Genomic DNA, 12,889 nt, shown 5'->3' with positions numbered 1-12,889 from the left:
GAACGCTCCGTCCAATGTCGATCTTCCCGCGCGGCTTCGCAACCATCGACCCATGCGGCGATATCGCGCCCGTCGCACCTGGGATGCAACGGTTTGGCGTTGTCAGAGTTGACTAGGCTCACCCAAGGACGGATTCTAGAGACGTTCGCAAATTGCGGATCGGATGGAGCGGAGGGAACGGTTCCCGCGAGCCTGCAGGGCGCGGCAGCCACAAGGTCATGAGTATCGGCAAGACAGGACAGATTCTTCTCGCCGATATCGGCGGCACCAATGCGCGCTTTGCGCTGAGCGAAAGCGCATCGGACAGCGGCGACCAGGCCGGGCCCATCGACTATGTGAAGGTCGCTGACTTCCCGACCGTCCGGGAAGCCATCGCCGACGTCCTTGCGCGCCGGTCCGGCGGCAAGCAGCCCAAACGAGCCGTGCTGGCCGTCGCGGGTCCCGTGACCAACAACCGCTGCGTCATGACCAACAGTCCGTGGGTCATCGACGGCAACGAGCTCCAGCCGGCCCTCGGCTTTGAGAGCGTGCATGTGCTCAATGATTTCGAGGTCGTGGCCTGGTCCCTGCCCGCCCTGAAGCCTGCCGATTTGATCCCGCTCGGGGGCCAGGACGGCCTCCCGGGCGAGCCGCTGCTGGTGGTTGGGCCTGGAACCGGCTTCGGCGTCTCCTGTCTGGTCGAACGCCACGGCGCCCGGCTGGCGGTCGTCACCGAGGCAGGCCACGCGACTTTGCCGGCGGAGACCGAGCGCGAGGAGCGCGTGATCGCGGCCATGCGCCGACGTCTCGGTCATGTCTCCATCGAGCGCGGCGCGCTTTCGGGCTCCGGCCTGCAAAACCTCTACGAGGCGCTGGCGGAGGTCGACGGCGCCCAGGTGCCGCACCGCGACGCCGCCGCCATCACCAAGGCCGCCCTGGAGGGCAGTTGCGAACTGAGCCGCGCGACGCTGGAGATGTTTTGCGCCATCCTCGGCTCAGTCACGGGCAATCTCGCGGTGACCTTCGGCGCCCGCGGCGGCGTCTACATCGCCGGCGGGATCGTGCCGCGCTTTCCGGAGTTCCTTGCCGCTTCCGCGTTCCGGGCGCGCTTCGAAGCCAAGGGACGCTTCCAGGACTATTTGCGCAGTATCCCGACCAGGCTGGTGACGAAACCCGACGCGAGCTTCCTCGGCCTGAAGATGTTCGCCGACCACAATCCGGATTGATGAGCCGCGATCGGCTCCGACGCCGTCCAGTCCGTTAACTATACACAGCTGATTGCAGCCAAGGCGCGGTTCCACGCAGGATCGTGCTTGCCCGACTGTGTCCGATGGGAAACAATTCCCGTAGTTGCGGGGGCGTGACATGCGTAAGCAGGACTTCGGTTTCGACTATCACCGCTATCACCGCCTGCTGACCGAGGCGGACGACGATGACAAGCGGCTGGCCCTGATCGAGCTCCTGATCGAGGAAAAGGCCCGCGACCGGCTGGCCGCGCAGCGCGCCTCTGATCGCGCCGCCATGACGGCCCATACCATCGCCACCGTGCTGAAGAACGGCCGCAACTGAGACTTGCGGGACCGCTCGCTGCTCGCGAAAACACGCGAGCGATTGCGATTCCGTTAACGATCCCTCGCAAGCTCGCGTCAAACTTTTTGCTCTAAGAGCTTCCCTTACCTGATGCAATTCAGGGGTCAACAAAGGGGGGAATGAACATGAGCATGATTTCGCTTGCCGCGATCCCGGTCGCCGTCGAAACCCGTTTTGCCGATTCTTCGTTCAAGATCATCTTGCTGTTCTGCTGCATGGGCCTGGTCGCCTCGGTCGGCCTGATGGCGCGCGGCATCGACCTCAGCGCCGGCCTGATCTGAGACGACGAGACATTCTTTCGCCAAATGGCCGCCCCTCACGGGCGGCCATTTTCGTTGGCGATCTCGGTACGGCGCCTTCTCGGTGAGGAGCCTTCTCAGTGAGGAGTTTTGGCGACCGCGTCCGGAAACAGCGAATCGATCATCACCTTGAGCTGGTCGAGGGAAATCGGCTTGCGCAGGATCGGCCGCCGCCGGAGCAAGGACGGCAGCAGTTCCGGCCCGTAGCCGGTGGCGAACAGAAACGGCTTGCCGCGGCGCTCGATCAGGTCGGCGACGGGATCGACGTAGAGGCCCTTCAGATTGATGTCGAGGATGGCGAAATCGTATTGCGCGGTCATTGCGAAGGCGCTCGCGTCCCGGACATTGTCCGCTTCCGCGACGACATGGTGGCCGAGTTCCCCCACCATGTCGGCAATCATCATCCGGATCAACGCCTCGTCTTCGACCAGGAAAACGGAGAGTCCGTCCGCCATATCAACCCCGCAGTCAGCTTACGAAGCTAACCATACCCGAAATGCGGAGAGGATTCACGAATTCGTGGCGGGCGCCGTTAATTCAGACGCCCGCGATCGGATTCAACTTGATTAATCCAGACCGCGCTCGTGGCTGAGGCGCACCATCTCCTGGATGAAGACCTGCTTCTGCTTGTCGTCGAGGCTCGAATAAAGCGGCTCGGCGGCATCGGCGACGTTGCGCTGGTCGGCGGCGCGGTCGATCAGGAATTGCGATTCGTTGCGCATCTGCTCGATGATGTCGTCAGGCGGATCCCGCTTGGCGCGGGCGATCCGCAGGTTGAGCCGCTCCGCGCCATTATGCCCCAGATAGTGCATTGCGCTTGAGAAGCCGAACCAGTGCTTCTCCTGATCGGGCGTCAGGTTCAACTCGGTCTTGATCCGCTCGATATAGGAATCGCTGTTGGCGACGATCTGCTCGGCGGACTGTTGCGGCGCGCCGGGCTGGGTGAGGACGGTGACGTCCTTATTATCCTTGTTGTCCTGCGGCGCATTCCTGGCTTCCTTGCTCGCCTTGGCGCCCTTGCCCGCCTTGGCGGTCTCCTTGGCGCTCTTGGCATCCTTGTCCTTGCCGGCGCCCGGCTGCTTGGAATCCTTGCTCACGTCCTTGGCAGCCGGAGCCGGCTGGTTGTTGACGCCGAGCACGCCGGTGAAGACACCGACCACGCCGCCGATCGCACCGCCCAGCACGCCGCCAACGGGTCCGGCCGCCTTGTTGCCGGCCGCGGCTCCATCCTGAACGCCCTTGACCAGGCCTTGCGCCTGCGCAACCGCGGCGGCGCCGAACAGCACCGCGAGCACGGAGCCCAGCGCGAACCATCGTCGCAGGTGAAGCCGCGCAGGCGGCGCCGGGTTGATCATTCTGGTCTCCATCGTCGATCCGATTGTCCTGTCCGGGTGGGGGCCACCCGCCGGTTGCAACTCTATCGTTTTCGCCGCTTCGCGGTCCAGCCGCAGCCAATTGCTGTCCACGCCCGAAAACTGTTTGGCGCGAAGCGGTTATGAAGGCTTATTCGAAACTGCGGCGTAATTGCGCACGAGATGTCCTGCGGTCCTTGACCCGAAGTGTGCGTCGCAAAATGCGCCTCCGAGGTTCACCTCCAGGTGTGCTTCGCGAGACGGCGCCGCCGCGTTCCCGGACGCAACGTTAGTTCTAGACGGCGAGTCGTTCGGCTTCCTCGACAGACGGGATCAATCATGATCTGATCGCGCTACCAATTTGCTGCACTTCGCGCGATTTCACGGCGAGGCGTAGCACCAAGAAACGCGAACGAAAAATCAAAAACAAAACTCGGAATGCCAGAGGAAACGCGAGAACAATAAAACATCCAGGTGAGGAAACGAGATGTCACGCAAGAAACTGACGCGACGTCAATTTGTAGCTGCCACTGCAATGTCCTCCGCAGCGCTGATCACAGCGCCCTATGTCCGCGGCGCTTACGCCGCCGGCAAACTCTCGATCGGCTTCTGGGACCACTGGGTGCCCGGTGCCAACGACGCCTCCACCGCCATGGTCAAGGAATGGGCTGAAAAGGAGAAGGTCGAAGTCTCCATCGATTACATCACCAGCAACAACAAGAAGATCGAGTTGACGGTCGCGGCCGAAGCGCAGGCCAAATCCGGTCACGACATTCTTCAGATGTATACCTGGTGGCCGCATGCGTATGCCGAGCAGTTTGAACCGGTGAACGACGTGGTCGAGGAGGCGATCAAGCAGAACGGTGAGGTCAACGACACGGTCAAATATCTCGGCAAGGCCAACGGCAAATGGCTTGCGGTCCCGGCAACCCCGGGGAGCCAGATCAAGGGGCCCTGCTCGCGCATCGACCTCATGAAGAAGCATGCGGGGATCGACGTCCAGGAACTGTACCCCGTCGGCGCGCCGCCCAAGGCCGATAGCTGGAATATGGATACATTCCTGAAGGCGGCGGAAGCCTGCCAGAAGGCAGGTTTCCCATTCGGAATAGGTCTCGGCGAGACCACCGACAGCGTCGATACCGCGGGCGCCATCTTCCAGTCGTTCGGCGCCGAACTCGTCAACGCCAAGGGCGATGTCACGGTGAAGACCGATGAGGTTCGCCAGGCGCTCGAATACTACAAGAAGCTGATCGCCTTCCTGCCGCCGGACGCTCCGTCCTGGGACGACGCCTCGAACAACAAATGGCTGATCTCCGGCCGCGGCGCCCTCATCATGAATCCGCCGAGCGCCTGGGCGGTCGCCAGGCGCGACGCGCCGCAGGTCGCCGAGCAATGCTGGACGCACGGCTTCCCCTCCGGTCCTAAAGGCCGGTATGCGCCGTTCCTGCCCTATTTCTGGGGTCTCTGGAATTTCTCCAAGAACAAGGCATCGGCCAAGAGCCTTCTGGCTTTTCTGTCACAGCCGTCATCGATCGAAAAGTTCGTCGCAGCGAGCGGCGGATACGATTTGCCGGCCTATGCGAAGATGACGACGCTGAAGACCTGGGCCGAGGTAGGCCCGCCGAAGGGCACGCTCTATCACTATCCAAATCCCTACAATCATCAGACACTGTCGATTGCGGCCTCTCCGGCGCCGCCGAAGATCGCCCAGCAGATCTACGCGCAGGCCACGCTGACCAAGATGGCGCTGCGCTTTGCGCAGGGCGAAAAGTTGGAGACCGCACTCGCCTGGGGCGAAGGCGAGTGTGAAGGCTTCATGCGAACCTAAGCCGGGGTGTGCCACGGCGGTTCACGCATCCCCGCGTGAGCCGCCAGGGCACCCCACCGTTCGATGGAATGAGCAGATCGAGCCGACACGCGGGTGCCGGCTCCGCCGTTGGACATTCCGCAAGGAAGCTTGACCCAAGGACACTGACATGGCCGATGTCGTCGTTGAGGACGGTCGCGTCGCCCGCACGGCGAGCGCGCGCAAACGGACGGGCCTGCACAATGCGTTGAAGCGGAAATCGACCGTGGCGTTCTTCCTGACGCTGCCGCTGATCCTGCTGATCGCGCTGTTCGTGCTTTACCCTGCCCTGTTCTCGATCCACCTCGCGACGCTGAACAAGTCGATGCAAAAATTCGTCGGCTTCGGCAACTTCACCTTCCTGTTCAAGCGCGAGACGTTCTGGATGGTGGTGGAGCAGTCCTGCATCTTCGCGATCACCGCCGTGTTCTTCAAGGCGCTGATCGGCTTCATCGTCGCGCATTTCGTGCACAACATACCGGCCAAGGGCCAGCGCAAATGGCGCGGCATGCTGCTGGTGCCCTGGGTGATCCCGCCGGCGATGAGCACGCTCGCCTGGCTGTGGCTGTTCGACCCCTCCTACAGCGCCTTCAACTACACGCTCTCCTTCTTCGGCATCGGTCCCATCAACTGGCTCGGCAATGCCGCCTGGGCGCGCTTTTCCGTCATCCTCGTCAACGTCTGGTACGGCGCGCCGTTCTTCCTGATCATGTACCTGGCGGCGCTGAAATCGGTGCCGGACCAGCTCTACGAGGCCGCCGCAATCGACGGCGCCAATTGGTGGCAGAAGATGTGGTACGTGACGCTGCCGATGATGCGCAACATCATCGCGATCACGACGCTGTTCTCGCTGATCGTCACCTTCGCTAATTTCGACATCGTCCGCATCCTGACCTCAGGCGGGCCTCTCGACCAGACCCAGATCTTTGCCACCTATGCGTTCCGGGTCGGCATCGAGAGCAACGACATTCCGCTCGGCGCCAGCGTCTCGCTGTTCATGGTCCCGATCCTCGCCGTCGCAGCGATCTTCATCCTGCGCGACGTCAATAAACGCGKGAACGAATCCTGATGAGCACAATAGCGATCGACAAGGCCGGCCCCCGGCGCAAGGTTAAATATGGCAGCATGAGCCGCGACCGTACCTGGGCGCTGCGCTGGTCCTATTTCTTCCTGGTGCTGTTTGCGATCTTCTTTCTGACGCCGCCGCTCTACATGGTGATCACCTCGCTCAAGAGCAGCGCGGAGATCTCGGCTGCGACCAATCCGTGGTGGGTGTTCCACCCGACGCTGGCGAACTATGTCGAACTACTGACGTCGAACCAATTCCTCCGGTTCTTCTGGAATTCGACCATCGTGTCGCTGGTGGTTGTGCTCGTCACGATGCTGATCAGCATCCCTGCCGCCTTCGCGCTCGCGCGGATGAAGTTCTGGGGCTCGACGACGCTCGCCACCGGCGTGTTCCTGACCTACCTGGTTCCGGACAGCCTCCTCTTCATCCCGCTGTTCAAGATGCTGGCGCTGGTTCAGGACATCACCGGCATCACGCTCCTGAACCGATGGTACGTGCTGCTATTCGTCTATCCGACGCTGACGGTGCCGTTCTGTACCTGGATCATGATCGGCTATTTCGCCTCGATCCCGAAGGAGCTCGACGAGGCCGCGATCATCGACGGCGCCTCGTGGCTTCAGACCCTGACGCGGATCTTTATTCCGGTCGCGCTGCCGGGCCTGATTGCCGCGACCATCTTCGCCTTCACGGTGTCCTGGGCGCAGTTCCTCTATCCCCTGGTGTTCACGACGTCCATCGACCAGCTCGTGCTCCCGGTCGGCATCACCACCACCCTGATCAAGGGCGACGTCTTCAACTGGGGCCAGATCATGACCGGCGCGCTGCTCGGCGCAGCTCCGCCGCTGGTCATCTACGCCTTCCTGATGGACTACTACATCGCCGGCCTGACCGCCGGCGCGACAAAGGGTTGATGTCTCATGGCTGACGTTGCATTGCGGAAGGTGGTCAAGCGTTACGATGATGTCGAAGCCGTGCGCGGCATCGATCTCGATATCTCCGACCACGAGTTCATCGTGCTCGTCGGCCCCTCTGGCTGCGGCAAGTCGACGACGTTGCGCATGATCGCGGGACTGGAGGACATCACCGACGGCGACATCATGATCGGCGGCGACGTCGTCAACGACGTGCCGCCCAAGGACCGCGACATCGCAATGGTGTTCCAGAACTACGCGCTGTACCCGCACATGACGGTCGCGGAGAACATGTCGTTCGGGCTGCGCCTGAAGCACTTTCCCAAGGCCGAGATCAAGGCGCGGGTGACGGAAGCCGCCCGCCTCCTCGACATCACCGACCTGATCGACCGCAAGCCGAAGCAGCTATCCGGCGGCCAGCGCCAGCGTGTCGCGATGGGCCGCGCCATCGTGCGCAATCCGAAAGTGTTCCTGTTCGATGAGCCGCTGTCCAATCTCGACGCCAAGCTGCGCGTGCAGATGCGGATCGAGATCAAGAAGGTGCACCAGAAGGTGCGCACCACCACCGTCTACGTCACCCACGACCAGGTCGAGGCGATGACGTTGGCTGACCGCGTCGTTGTGATGAACAAGGGCCGCATCGAGCAGATCGGCACGCCCAACGAACTCTACCACAAGCCGGCGACGCGCTTCGTTGCCGGCTTCATCGGCTCGCCCGCGATGAATTTCATCCCGTGCCGGCTAGAGGATGTCGGCGGCGCGCTCCAGATCCGTTTGACCGACCGCATCGCCTTTGCGCTGCCACAGGCTCGCGCCGCGCGCTACAACGCGCTGCCGCGCACCGACAAGCTGCTGCTCGGGCTCCGGCCCGAGCACCTCACCGAGTCGCATGCGCATCTGGGGCCGGGCGTCGAGACCTTCGACACCGTGCTCGACGTCACCGAGCCGATGGGGATGGAGACCCTGGTCTATTTCGGGCTCGACGGCACGCCCGTCTGTGGCCGCGTCGATCCCAACGCCGGCGCCAAGGACGGGGCACCCATGCGTTTGGCGATGGACCTCAACAATATGCACCTGCTAAACGAAGACACCGGCGTCGTGCTGTGACGCCGTCTCAAGAAACGCAAGCAGGCGGGGAGCGATGGCGACCAACAAGAAGAAGATTTTCGTTACACAAACTTTGTCGCAAGGGGCCCGCGCCCTCCTCACCCAGCGGGACGATATCGAGCTCGTCGAGTTTCCGAACCTGATCTCGGCCAAGGATTTCGAAGCCTTGCTGAAGAACCACGCGCCGGTTCACGGCGTGGCGCTGGGTGCCACCGCCTTCGGTGAGACCGAGCTCGAGGCCTCGAAGGACATGAAGGTGGTGACCCGCATCGGCGTCGGTTACGACGCCGTCGACGTGCCCGCCCTCTCCCGCCGCAAGGTGCCGCTGATGGTGGCGGGCAGCGCCAACTCGCCCTCGGTCGCCGAGCAGGCGCTGTTCATGATGCTGACGCTGGCCAAGCGCGCCAATGAGATGCACGCCTGCGTCAAGGATGGCCAATGGGCCAACCGGCTCGGCATGCTGCCGTTCGACCTCTACGGCAAGACCGTGCTGATCATCGGCTTCGGCCGCATCGGCAGTCGCACCGCCAAGCGCTGCCAAGCGATGGAAATGAAGGTGCAGGTCTACGATCCCTACAAGCCTGCCGCCGAGATCAAGGCCGCGGGTTGCGAGCCCGTCGGTGACCTCGACGCCGCACTGCCCAACGCCGACTTCGTCACCATTCACTGCCCGAAGACCCCGGAAACCGTCGGCCTGTTCGATGCGGCGCGGATCGGCCGGATGAAGCCGAAATCCTATCTCATCAACACCGCACGCGGCGGCATCGTGAAGGAGGCTGCGCTATACGACGCTCTGGTCTCCGGCAGGATTGCCGGTGCCGGGATCGACGTGTTCGAGGTGGAGCCGCCGCCGGTCAGCAACACGCTGTTCGCGCTGCCCAACGTCATCATGGCCCCGCACGTCGCCGGCGTCACCGTCGAGGCGGTGAGCCGCATGAGCGAGCAGACCGCTCGCAATATCCTGAGTGTGCTGGACGGCGATCCCATCCGGCAGAACATCATCAACCAGGACGTGCTCGGCTGAGCCGACCTCCAGGCGGGCGGTTAGCCGCCCGCCTCCGGAACGCCAGAATGCGTCCCATTTTGGTGCAGATCGAGCCCCAACTCAGCCTTAATCAAACCCGCGTAATAAGTCCGGCCGCGGCGGCAGTGGGACAGACTTGCCGGCCGCGTCGAGCTGGAGGATGAACCCTTGTCAGAGATCGACCCGACCGACCACGCGCTGGCAACCATCGCCAGCATTTTGGAGCACCCCGAGCCCGTCCGCGAGACCGAGACCGAAATGATGGTCGACGGTGAGCAGGTCGTCGCCGATGAGCATCCGATCGCCGACGAGCATGTGGTGGTCGACGAGCACGAGCATCCCGTGGTCGAGGAGCAGCCGCTGGTGCCGGAGCACACCGATGCCGACGGCTACAGCAAGGTCGGTCCGGGGCCGATGGTGGCGATCCGTCTGAAATGGACGGTCCATCGCGGCGATGACGGCCAGTTCTACGTCCACGAGACCATCGGCGAGCAGTCCGCGCCCGTGGTCAGCGGCCCGATGACGAGCGAAGCCGCGGTGCATTTCGTCGACGCGCACGAGGATGAGGCACATCGGCGCTTCGAGGAGCTGCGCAGCGAGATCGCCGGCCGCAGCTCGCTCGCCGATTACGAGCGCAAGGGCGAAGCCTAGCGCTCGCGGGGGCCGAGAAAATCCCGCTTCACGAGCTCGACGCCGGCATGCCGGAGCAAGTCGTAGGACGTCGTGACGTGAAAGAAGAATTGCGGGACGCTGAACGTCAGCAGCAGCGTCCGCCCGGTGAAGGGCAGCTCGGTCCCGTTTTTCAGCCTGAAGAAGACATTCCGTTCCGCCGCACTATCGATCTCGGCGCGCGACAGGCTTTCGATGAACTCGATTGACGTCGCAATGCGCGCTTGAAGCCCGGCGATGTCGTGCTCCAGCGCCGGCAGCGTCACCGGCTCCTGGTCGGCCAGCAAGGCCGGCGCGACCGTGGCATGGCGGCACGCCTCCCCTATCTGCTGCGCCAGATCGTACATGTTCGGCGCCATGCGCATGCCGAGCAGGACGGCCGGATTGAACTTCCGGCTTTCGGCATAGGCGACGCCCTTGTCCAGCAGTGCCGACAGGTTGCGCAGATACGGCACGAAGACGCCGACCGAGGCGTCATACATCGAGATCGTCACCCCAAAATTCCCTTCAATTCCGCCTCGCCAGCGACGGGCATCTGGTCTAAATCCAAGTTTCAAGAGCTGCACAATGACAGCTCGGGCATGGGTGGAAAAGAGATGATCGTTCGAATCGTGGCGGCTTTGGCCGCGGTCCTGCTGGCGAACTTTTCGGCATATGCACAGCAGCCGGCGCCATCGCGCCTCGACGAGATCGTCAAGCGCGGCACTTTGCGCGTCGGCATGACCGGCGACTACAAGCCTTTCACCTACCTGGACAAGGCGACACAGCAGTTCAGCGGCTTCGACGTCGACATGGCGGAGGCGCTCGGCAAGGCGCTCGGCGTCAAGGTCGAATTCGTGCCGACGGCCTGGCCGAAGCTCATGAAGGACTTCGAGGCCGACCAGTTCGACATCGCCATGGGCGGCGTCTCGGTCACGCTCGATCGGCAGAAGAAGGGCTTCTTCTCGATGCCGATCATGCGTGAAGGCAAGACACCGATCGCCCGCTGCGCCGACGCCGGCAAGTACCAGACCATCTCCGACATCGACAAGAAGGGCACCCGCGTCATCGTCAACCCCGGCGGCACCAACGAGCGGTTCGCGCGCGCCAACATCAAGGACGCCGAAATCAACGTCTTCCCCGACAACACCGTGATCTTCGACGAGATCGCCAAGGGCGACGCCGATCTGATGATGACGGACGCCTCCGAGACCCGCTACCAGCAGAAGCAGCATTCCGGCGTGCTGTGCGCGGTGCATCCCGAAAAGCCGTTCGACTTCTCGGAGAAGGCTTACTGGCTCCAGCGCGACATGGCGCTGAAGGCTTTCGTCGACCAGTGGCTGCACATCTCGATGGAGGACGGCAGCTACAGGAAGATCTACGCCGCATGGTTCGACTAGCGACCGATCCCGTCTGTCACTCCAGATGCTTGCGGAAGAAGCTCACGGCCGCGTCGTTGAAGGCGCTGTGAAACGCTTCCCTGTCGAACCCGGGCGGATCAGTGCACAGGATCGGCGCGGCTTCGGCCAGCTTGGGCGGACATGGCGCAAGAAAGGAAAAGTGCGACGAGTTCGGCACGATCCGGAAGTCAGGGCGCGCGGGAAGCATTTGTTCCAGCGTATCGACTGAAGCGGGCACGACACCGTCGCCGCCGAGCGCCGAACGCCATAAGAGAATCGGGATCGTCACATTGGCGACGCGCTCCCGGTTGAAAAGGCCTTCATAAAGCGGCGGATCCGCCAGCACGGCAGCTCTGATGCGGGGGTCGTGTACGGCCGCCTCTGTTGGCACAAGGCCATCGCGAATGGCCTGGCATTTTGGCGTCGTGGCTCCATCTCTATCGCAGAGCGGAGCGAGCGCGCCAAAATCGGGGTTGCCGCCGATCACGACGAGACCGGTATAGGCGCCGCGCGAGAACCCGAACAAACCAACCCGCTTGGGGTCCAGGACCGCCGCTTCCTTCCAGGCGCCGAGCATGAAATCCGTAAGCCGCTTCATGTCGGCGGGACGCTCGACCAGGACGGAGAACTCATCGGTCCGGCTGCTGTCGCTGGCAGTGTCGCCTGGGTGATTGATCGCAGCGACCACGAAGCCGGCATCGGCCAACGCGGTCGCCGTGTCGACGTGGCCCAAAAACGAGCCGCGCCGTCCGTGCGACACGACGATCAGCGGCAGTCGACTGCCCGCTACCGGACAATCCTTCACACCCGGCAGGACGACACCGCCGCCCAGAACGACCTCGGAGGGCGGCGCCGCACAAGGTGTCCACACCATGCCCGTGAGCGCGGGGCCGCCGGCGTCCGCCGACACTTCGATAAATCCGAGCCCGGCCGCGTGCGCCAGTGTCGCAGCAAGGCAAGCGACTACGATCAGAACAAGTTCGCCAAGGCGCGGCCATAGCATTTGCGTGTGCTTTCGGAAGCTTCAACCACAACGGTTTTACTTGCCCATCCCATACCCCGTCCAGAGCTGCGCCGCGCCGCCGTCCAACTCTGGACGGAGTTCAGCGTTATTGAACCCGGAACCGCCGGACCACGACTCATACGGTGACAGTGATCTAGATCACTTTTTGCGATCGAACCGGCGCGTAAGCGTTGGTACGGGGACCAGCTGTTCAGGAGACCGAAATGAGGAAGCTGTTGGCCACGGCCGCATTCCTTTTGGCGAGCACCGCTGCGCAGGCGCAGTACACTTTCGAATATGGCGGGCGCACCATCCGCATCGATCCGGACCGCGGCACGGTGCAGATCCCCGGCGTCTACGACAACACCGGCCAGGGCAAGGCGAAGAAAGCCAAGAAGAACGAGACGACCCCGGGCCAGCAGGCGCCGCAACAGGCCAAGGTTGATCCGCAACCGCCGGCCGCTCCGGCGCCAGCTCCCGCCCCTGCCGCAGCGCCGCCCGCAACCGAACAAGCGCCCGCCGCTGCAGCGCCGCCGCCAGTTCCGCCCCCGCCCGCTCCGCCGCCGTCTGCAACCGCCAGCAACGCGCCGGCTGAGGCGGCCGTGTTGCCGCCACCTGCACAACGCGCCGGCTGAGGCGGCCGTGTTGCCGCCACCTGCAC

General features: G+C 63.3%; 14 protein-coding genes and 1 pseudogene. 11 read left to right on the top strand and 4 right to left on the bottom strand.

Annotation, left to right across the window (positions count from 1 at the left end):
- Positions 1–218 precede the first annotated feature (218 nt).
- The 3 genes from glk (at position 219) to AC1DW2_RS37455 (ending at position 1,850) form a co-directional block, all read left to right on the top strand.
- Positions 219–1,205, top strand: a complete 987-nt coding sequence (glk, locus tag AC1DW2_RS37465; protein WP_477008487.1) for a glucokinase — start codon at positions 219–221, stop codon at positions 1,203–1,205.
- Between the two features lie 139 nt (positions 1,206–1,344).
- Entirely contained in the window at positions 1,345–1,548 is a 204-nt protein-coding gene (locus tag AC1DW2_RS37460) for a hypothetical protein (protein WP_014495215.1), read from the top strand.
- A gap of 146 nt (positions 1,549–1,694) precedes the next feature.
- Positions 1,695–1,850, top strand: a complete 156-nt coding sequence (locus AC1DW2_RS37455) for a hypothetical protein (protein WP_477008486.1) — start codon at positions 1,695–1,697, stop codon at positions 1,848–1,850.
- Between the two features lie 95 nt (positions 1,851–1,945).
- On the opposite strand, the gene AC1DW2_RS37450 is transcribed toward AC1DW2_RS37455, so the two are convergent.
- Both AC1DW2_RS37450 and AC1DW2_RS37445 read right to left on the bottom strand, forming a co-directional pair.
- Positions 1,946–2,323 carry a response regulator gene (locus AC1DW2_RS37450; protein ID WP_477008485.1) on the bottom strand — a complete coding sequence of 126 codons (378 nt, stop codon included), beginning with the start codon at positions 2,321–2,323 and terminating at the stop codon, positions 1,946–1,948.
- A gap of 111 nt (positions 2,324–2,434) precedes the next feature.
- The gene (locus AC1DW2_RS37445; RefSeq protein ID WP_477008484.1) at positions 2,435–3,223 is read right to left on the bottom strand and encodes a Spy/CpxP family protein refolding chaperone; all 789 of its coding nucleotides are present in this window, start codon (positions 3,221–3,223) and stop codon (positions 2,435–2,437) included.
- A 484-nt stretch (positions 3,224–3,707) separates the two neighbouring features.
- On the opposite strand from AC1DW2_RS37445, the gene AC1DW2_RS37440 reads away from it, so the two are divergent.
- From AC1DW2_RS37440 to AC1DW2_RS37415, 6 genes are all read left to right on the top strand, one after another.
- The gene (locus tag AC1DW2_RS37440) at positions 3,708–5,048 is read left to right on the top strand and encodes an ABC transporter substrate-binding protein (protein WP_477008483.1); all 1,341 of its coding nucleotides are present in this window, start codon (positions 3,708–3,710) and stop codon (positions 5,046–5,048) included.
- 148 nt (positions 5,049–5,196) lie between these two features.
- The gene (locus AC1DW2_RS37435) at positions 5,197–6,135 is read left to right on the top strand and encodes a carbohydrate ABC transporter permease (RefSeq protein ID WP_477008482.1); all 939 of its coding nucleotides are present in this window, start codon (positions 5,197–5,199) and stop codon (positions 6,133–6,135) included.
- Positions 6,135–7,046, top strand: a complete 912-nt coding sequence (locus AC1DW2_RS37430) for a carbohydrate ABC transporter permease (RefSeq protein WP_063983243.1) — start codon at positions 6,135–6,137, stop codon at positions 7,044–7,046. The genes AC1DW2_RS37435 and AC1DW2_RS37430 overlap by 1 nt, the downstream gene beginning before the upstream one ends.
- A 6-nt stretch (positions 7,047–7,052) precedes the next feature.
- On the top strand, positions 7,053–8,153 hold the full coding sequence (locus tag AC1DW2_RS37425; RefSeq protein ID WP_477008481.1) for an ABC transporter ATP-binding protein: 1,101 nt from the start codon (positions 7,053–7,055) through the stop codon (positions 8,151–8,153).
- A 34-nt stretch (positions 8,154–8,187) separates the two neighbouring features.
- Complete coding sequence (locus AC1DW2_RS37420) at positions 8,188–9,177, top strand: hydroxyacid dehydrogenase (RefSeq protein ID WP_477008480.1); 990 nt, start codon at positions 8,188–8,190, stop codon at positions 9,175–9,177.
- A 168-nt stretch (positions 9,178–9,345) separates the two neighbouring features.
- Positions 9,346–9,828 (top strand): hypothetical protein, encoded by a 483-nt coding sequence (locus AC1DW2_RS37415; protein ID WP_477008479.1) that lies wholly within the window; start codon positions 9,346–9,348, stop codon positions 9,826–9,828.
- Here the strand turns inward: AC1DW2_RS37415 and AC1DW2_RS37410 are convergent.
- The gene (locus tag AC1DW2_RS37410; RefSeq protein ID WP_135213857.1) at positions 9,825–10,328 is read right to left on the bottom strand and encodes a DUF1993 domain-containing protein; all 504 of its coding nucleotides are present in this window, start codon (positions 10,326–10,328) and stop codon (positions 9,825–9,827) included. The two genes, AC1DW2_RS37415 and AC1DW2_RS37410, sit on opposite strands and share 4 nt — an antisense overlap.
- A gap of 114 nt (positions 10,329–10,442) precedes the next feature.
- On the opposite strand from AC1DW2_RS37410, the gene AC1DW2_RS37405 reads away from it, so the two are divergent.
- Positions 10,443–11,225: a transporter substrate-binding domain-containing protein gene (locus tag AC1DW2_RS37405; RefSeq protein WP_477008478.1), complete on the top strand. Its 783-nt coding sequence runs from the start codon at positions 10,443–10,445 to the stop codon at positions 11,223–11,225.
- A gap of 16 nt (positions 11,226–11,241) precedes the next feature.
- Here AC1DW2_RS37405 and AC1DW2_RS37400 read toward each other — a convergent pair whose 3' ends face one another.
- Entirely contained in the window at positions 11,242–12,135 is an 894-nt protein-coding gene (locus AC1DW2_RS37400; RefSeq protein WP_477008477.1) for an alpha/beta hydrolase family protein, read from the bottom strand.
- Between the two features lie 317 nt (positions 12,136–12,452).
- Between AC1DW2_RS37400 and AC1DW2_RS37395 the strand changes: the two are divergent.
- Positions 12,453–12,889, top strand: a pseudogene (locus AC1DW2_RS37395) (DUF2147 domain-containing protein); the annotation flags it as partial.

It is taken from the genome of Bradyrhizobium sp. P3_C3, assembly GCF_056402655.1.
Note: the sequence above shows the minus strand (reverse complement) of the source record. Positions and strands in the feature narration are given on the sequence as shown.

Excerpts from the sequence above, each read along its gene's own strand:
- AC1DW2_RS37460 (WP_014495215.1), top strand. The coding sequence starts at position 1,345 with ATGCGTAAGCAGGACTTCGGTTTCGACTATCACCGCTATCACCGCCTG.
- AC1DW2_RS37450 (WP_477008485.1), bottom strand. The coding sequence starts at position 2,323 with ATGGCGGACGGACTCTCCGTTTTCCTGGTCGAAGACGAGGCGTTGATC.
- AC1DW2_RS37410 (WP_135213857.1), bottom strand. The coding sequence starts at position 10,328 with ATGTATGACGCCTCGGTCGGCGTCTTCGTGCCGTATCTGCGCAACCTG.
- AC1DW2_RS37425 (WP_477008481.1), top strand. The coding sequence starts at position 7,053 with ATGGCTGACGTTGCATTGCGGAAGGTGGTCAAGCGTTACGATGATGTC.
- AC1DW2_RS37430 (WP_063983243.1), top strand. The coding sequence starts at position 6,135 with ATGAGCACAATAGCGATCGACAAGGCCGGCCCCCGGCGCAAGGTTAAA.
- AC1DW2_RS37405 (WP_477008478.1), top strand. The coding sequence starts at position 10,443 with ATGATCGTTCGAATCGTGGCGGCTTTGGCCGCGGTCCTGCTGGCGAAC.
- glk (WP_477008487.1), top strand. The coding sequence starts at position 219 with ATGAGTATCGGCAAGACAGGACAGATTCTTCTCGCCGATATCGGCGGC.
- AC1DW2_RS37445 (WP_477008484.1), bottom strand. The coding sequence starts at position 3,223 with ATGATCAACCCGGCGCCGCCTGCGCGGCTTCACCTGCGACGATGGTTC.
- AC1DW2_RS37455 (WP_477008486.1), top strand. The coding sequence starts at position 1,695 with ATGAGCATGATTTCGCTTGCCGCGATCCCGGTCGCCGTCGAAACCCGT.
- AC1DW2_RS37440 (WP_477008483.1), top strand. The coding sequence starts at position 3,708 with ATGTCACGCAAGAAACTGACGCGACGTCAATTTGTAGCTGCCACTGCA.
- AC1DW2_RS37420 (WP_477008480.1), top strand. The coding sequence starts at position 8,188 with ATGGCGACCAACAAGAAGAAGATTTTCGTTACACAAACTTTGTCGCAA.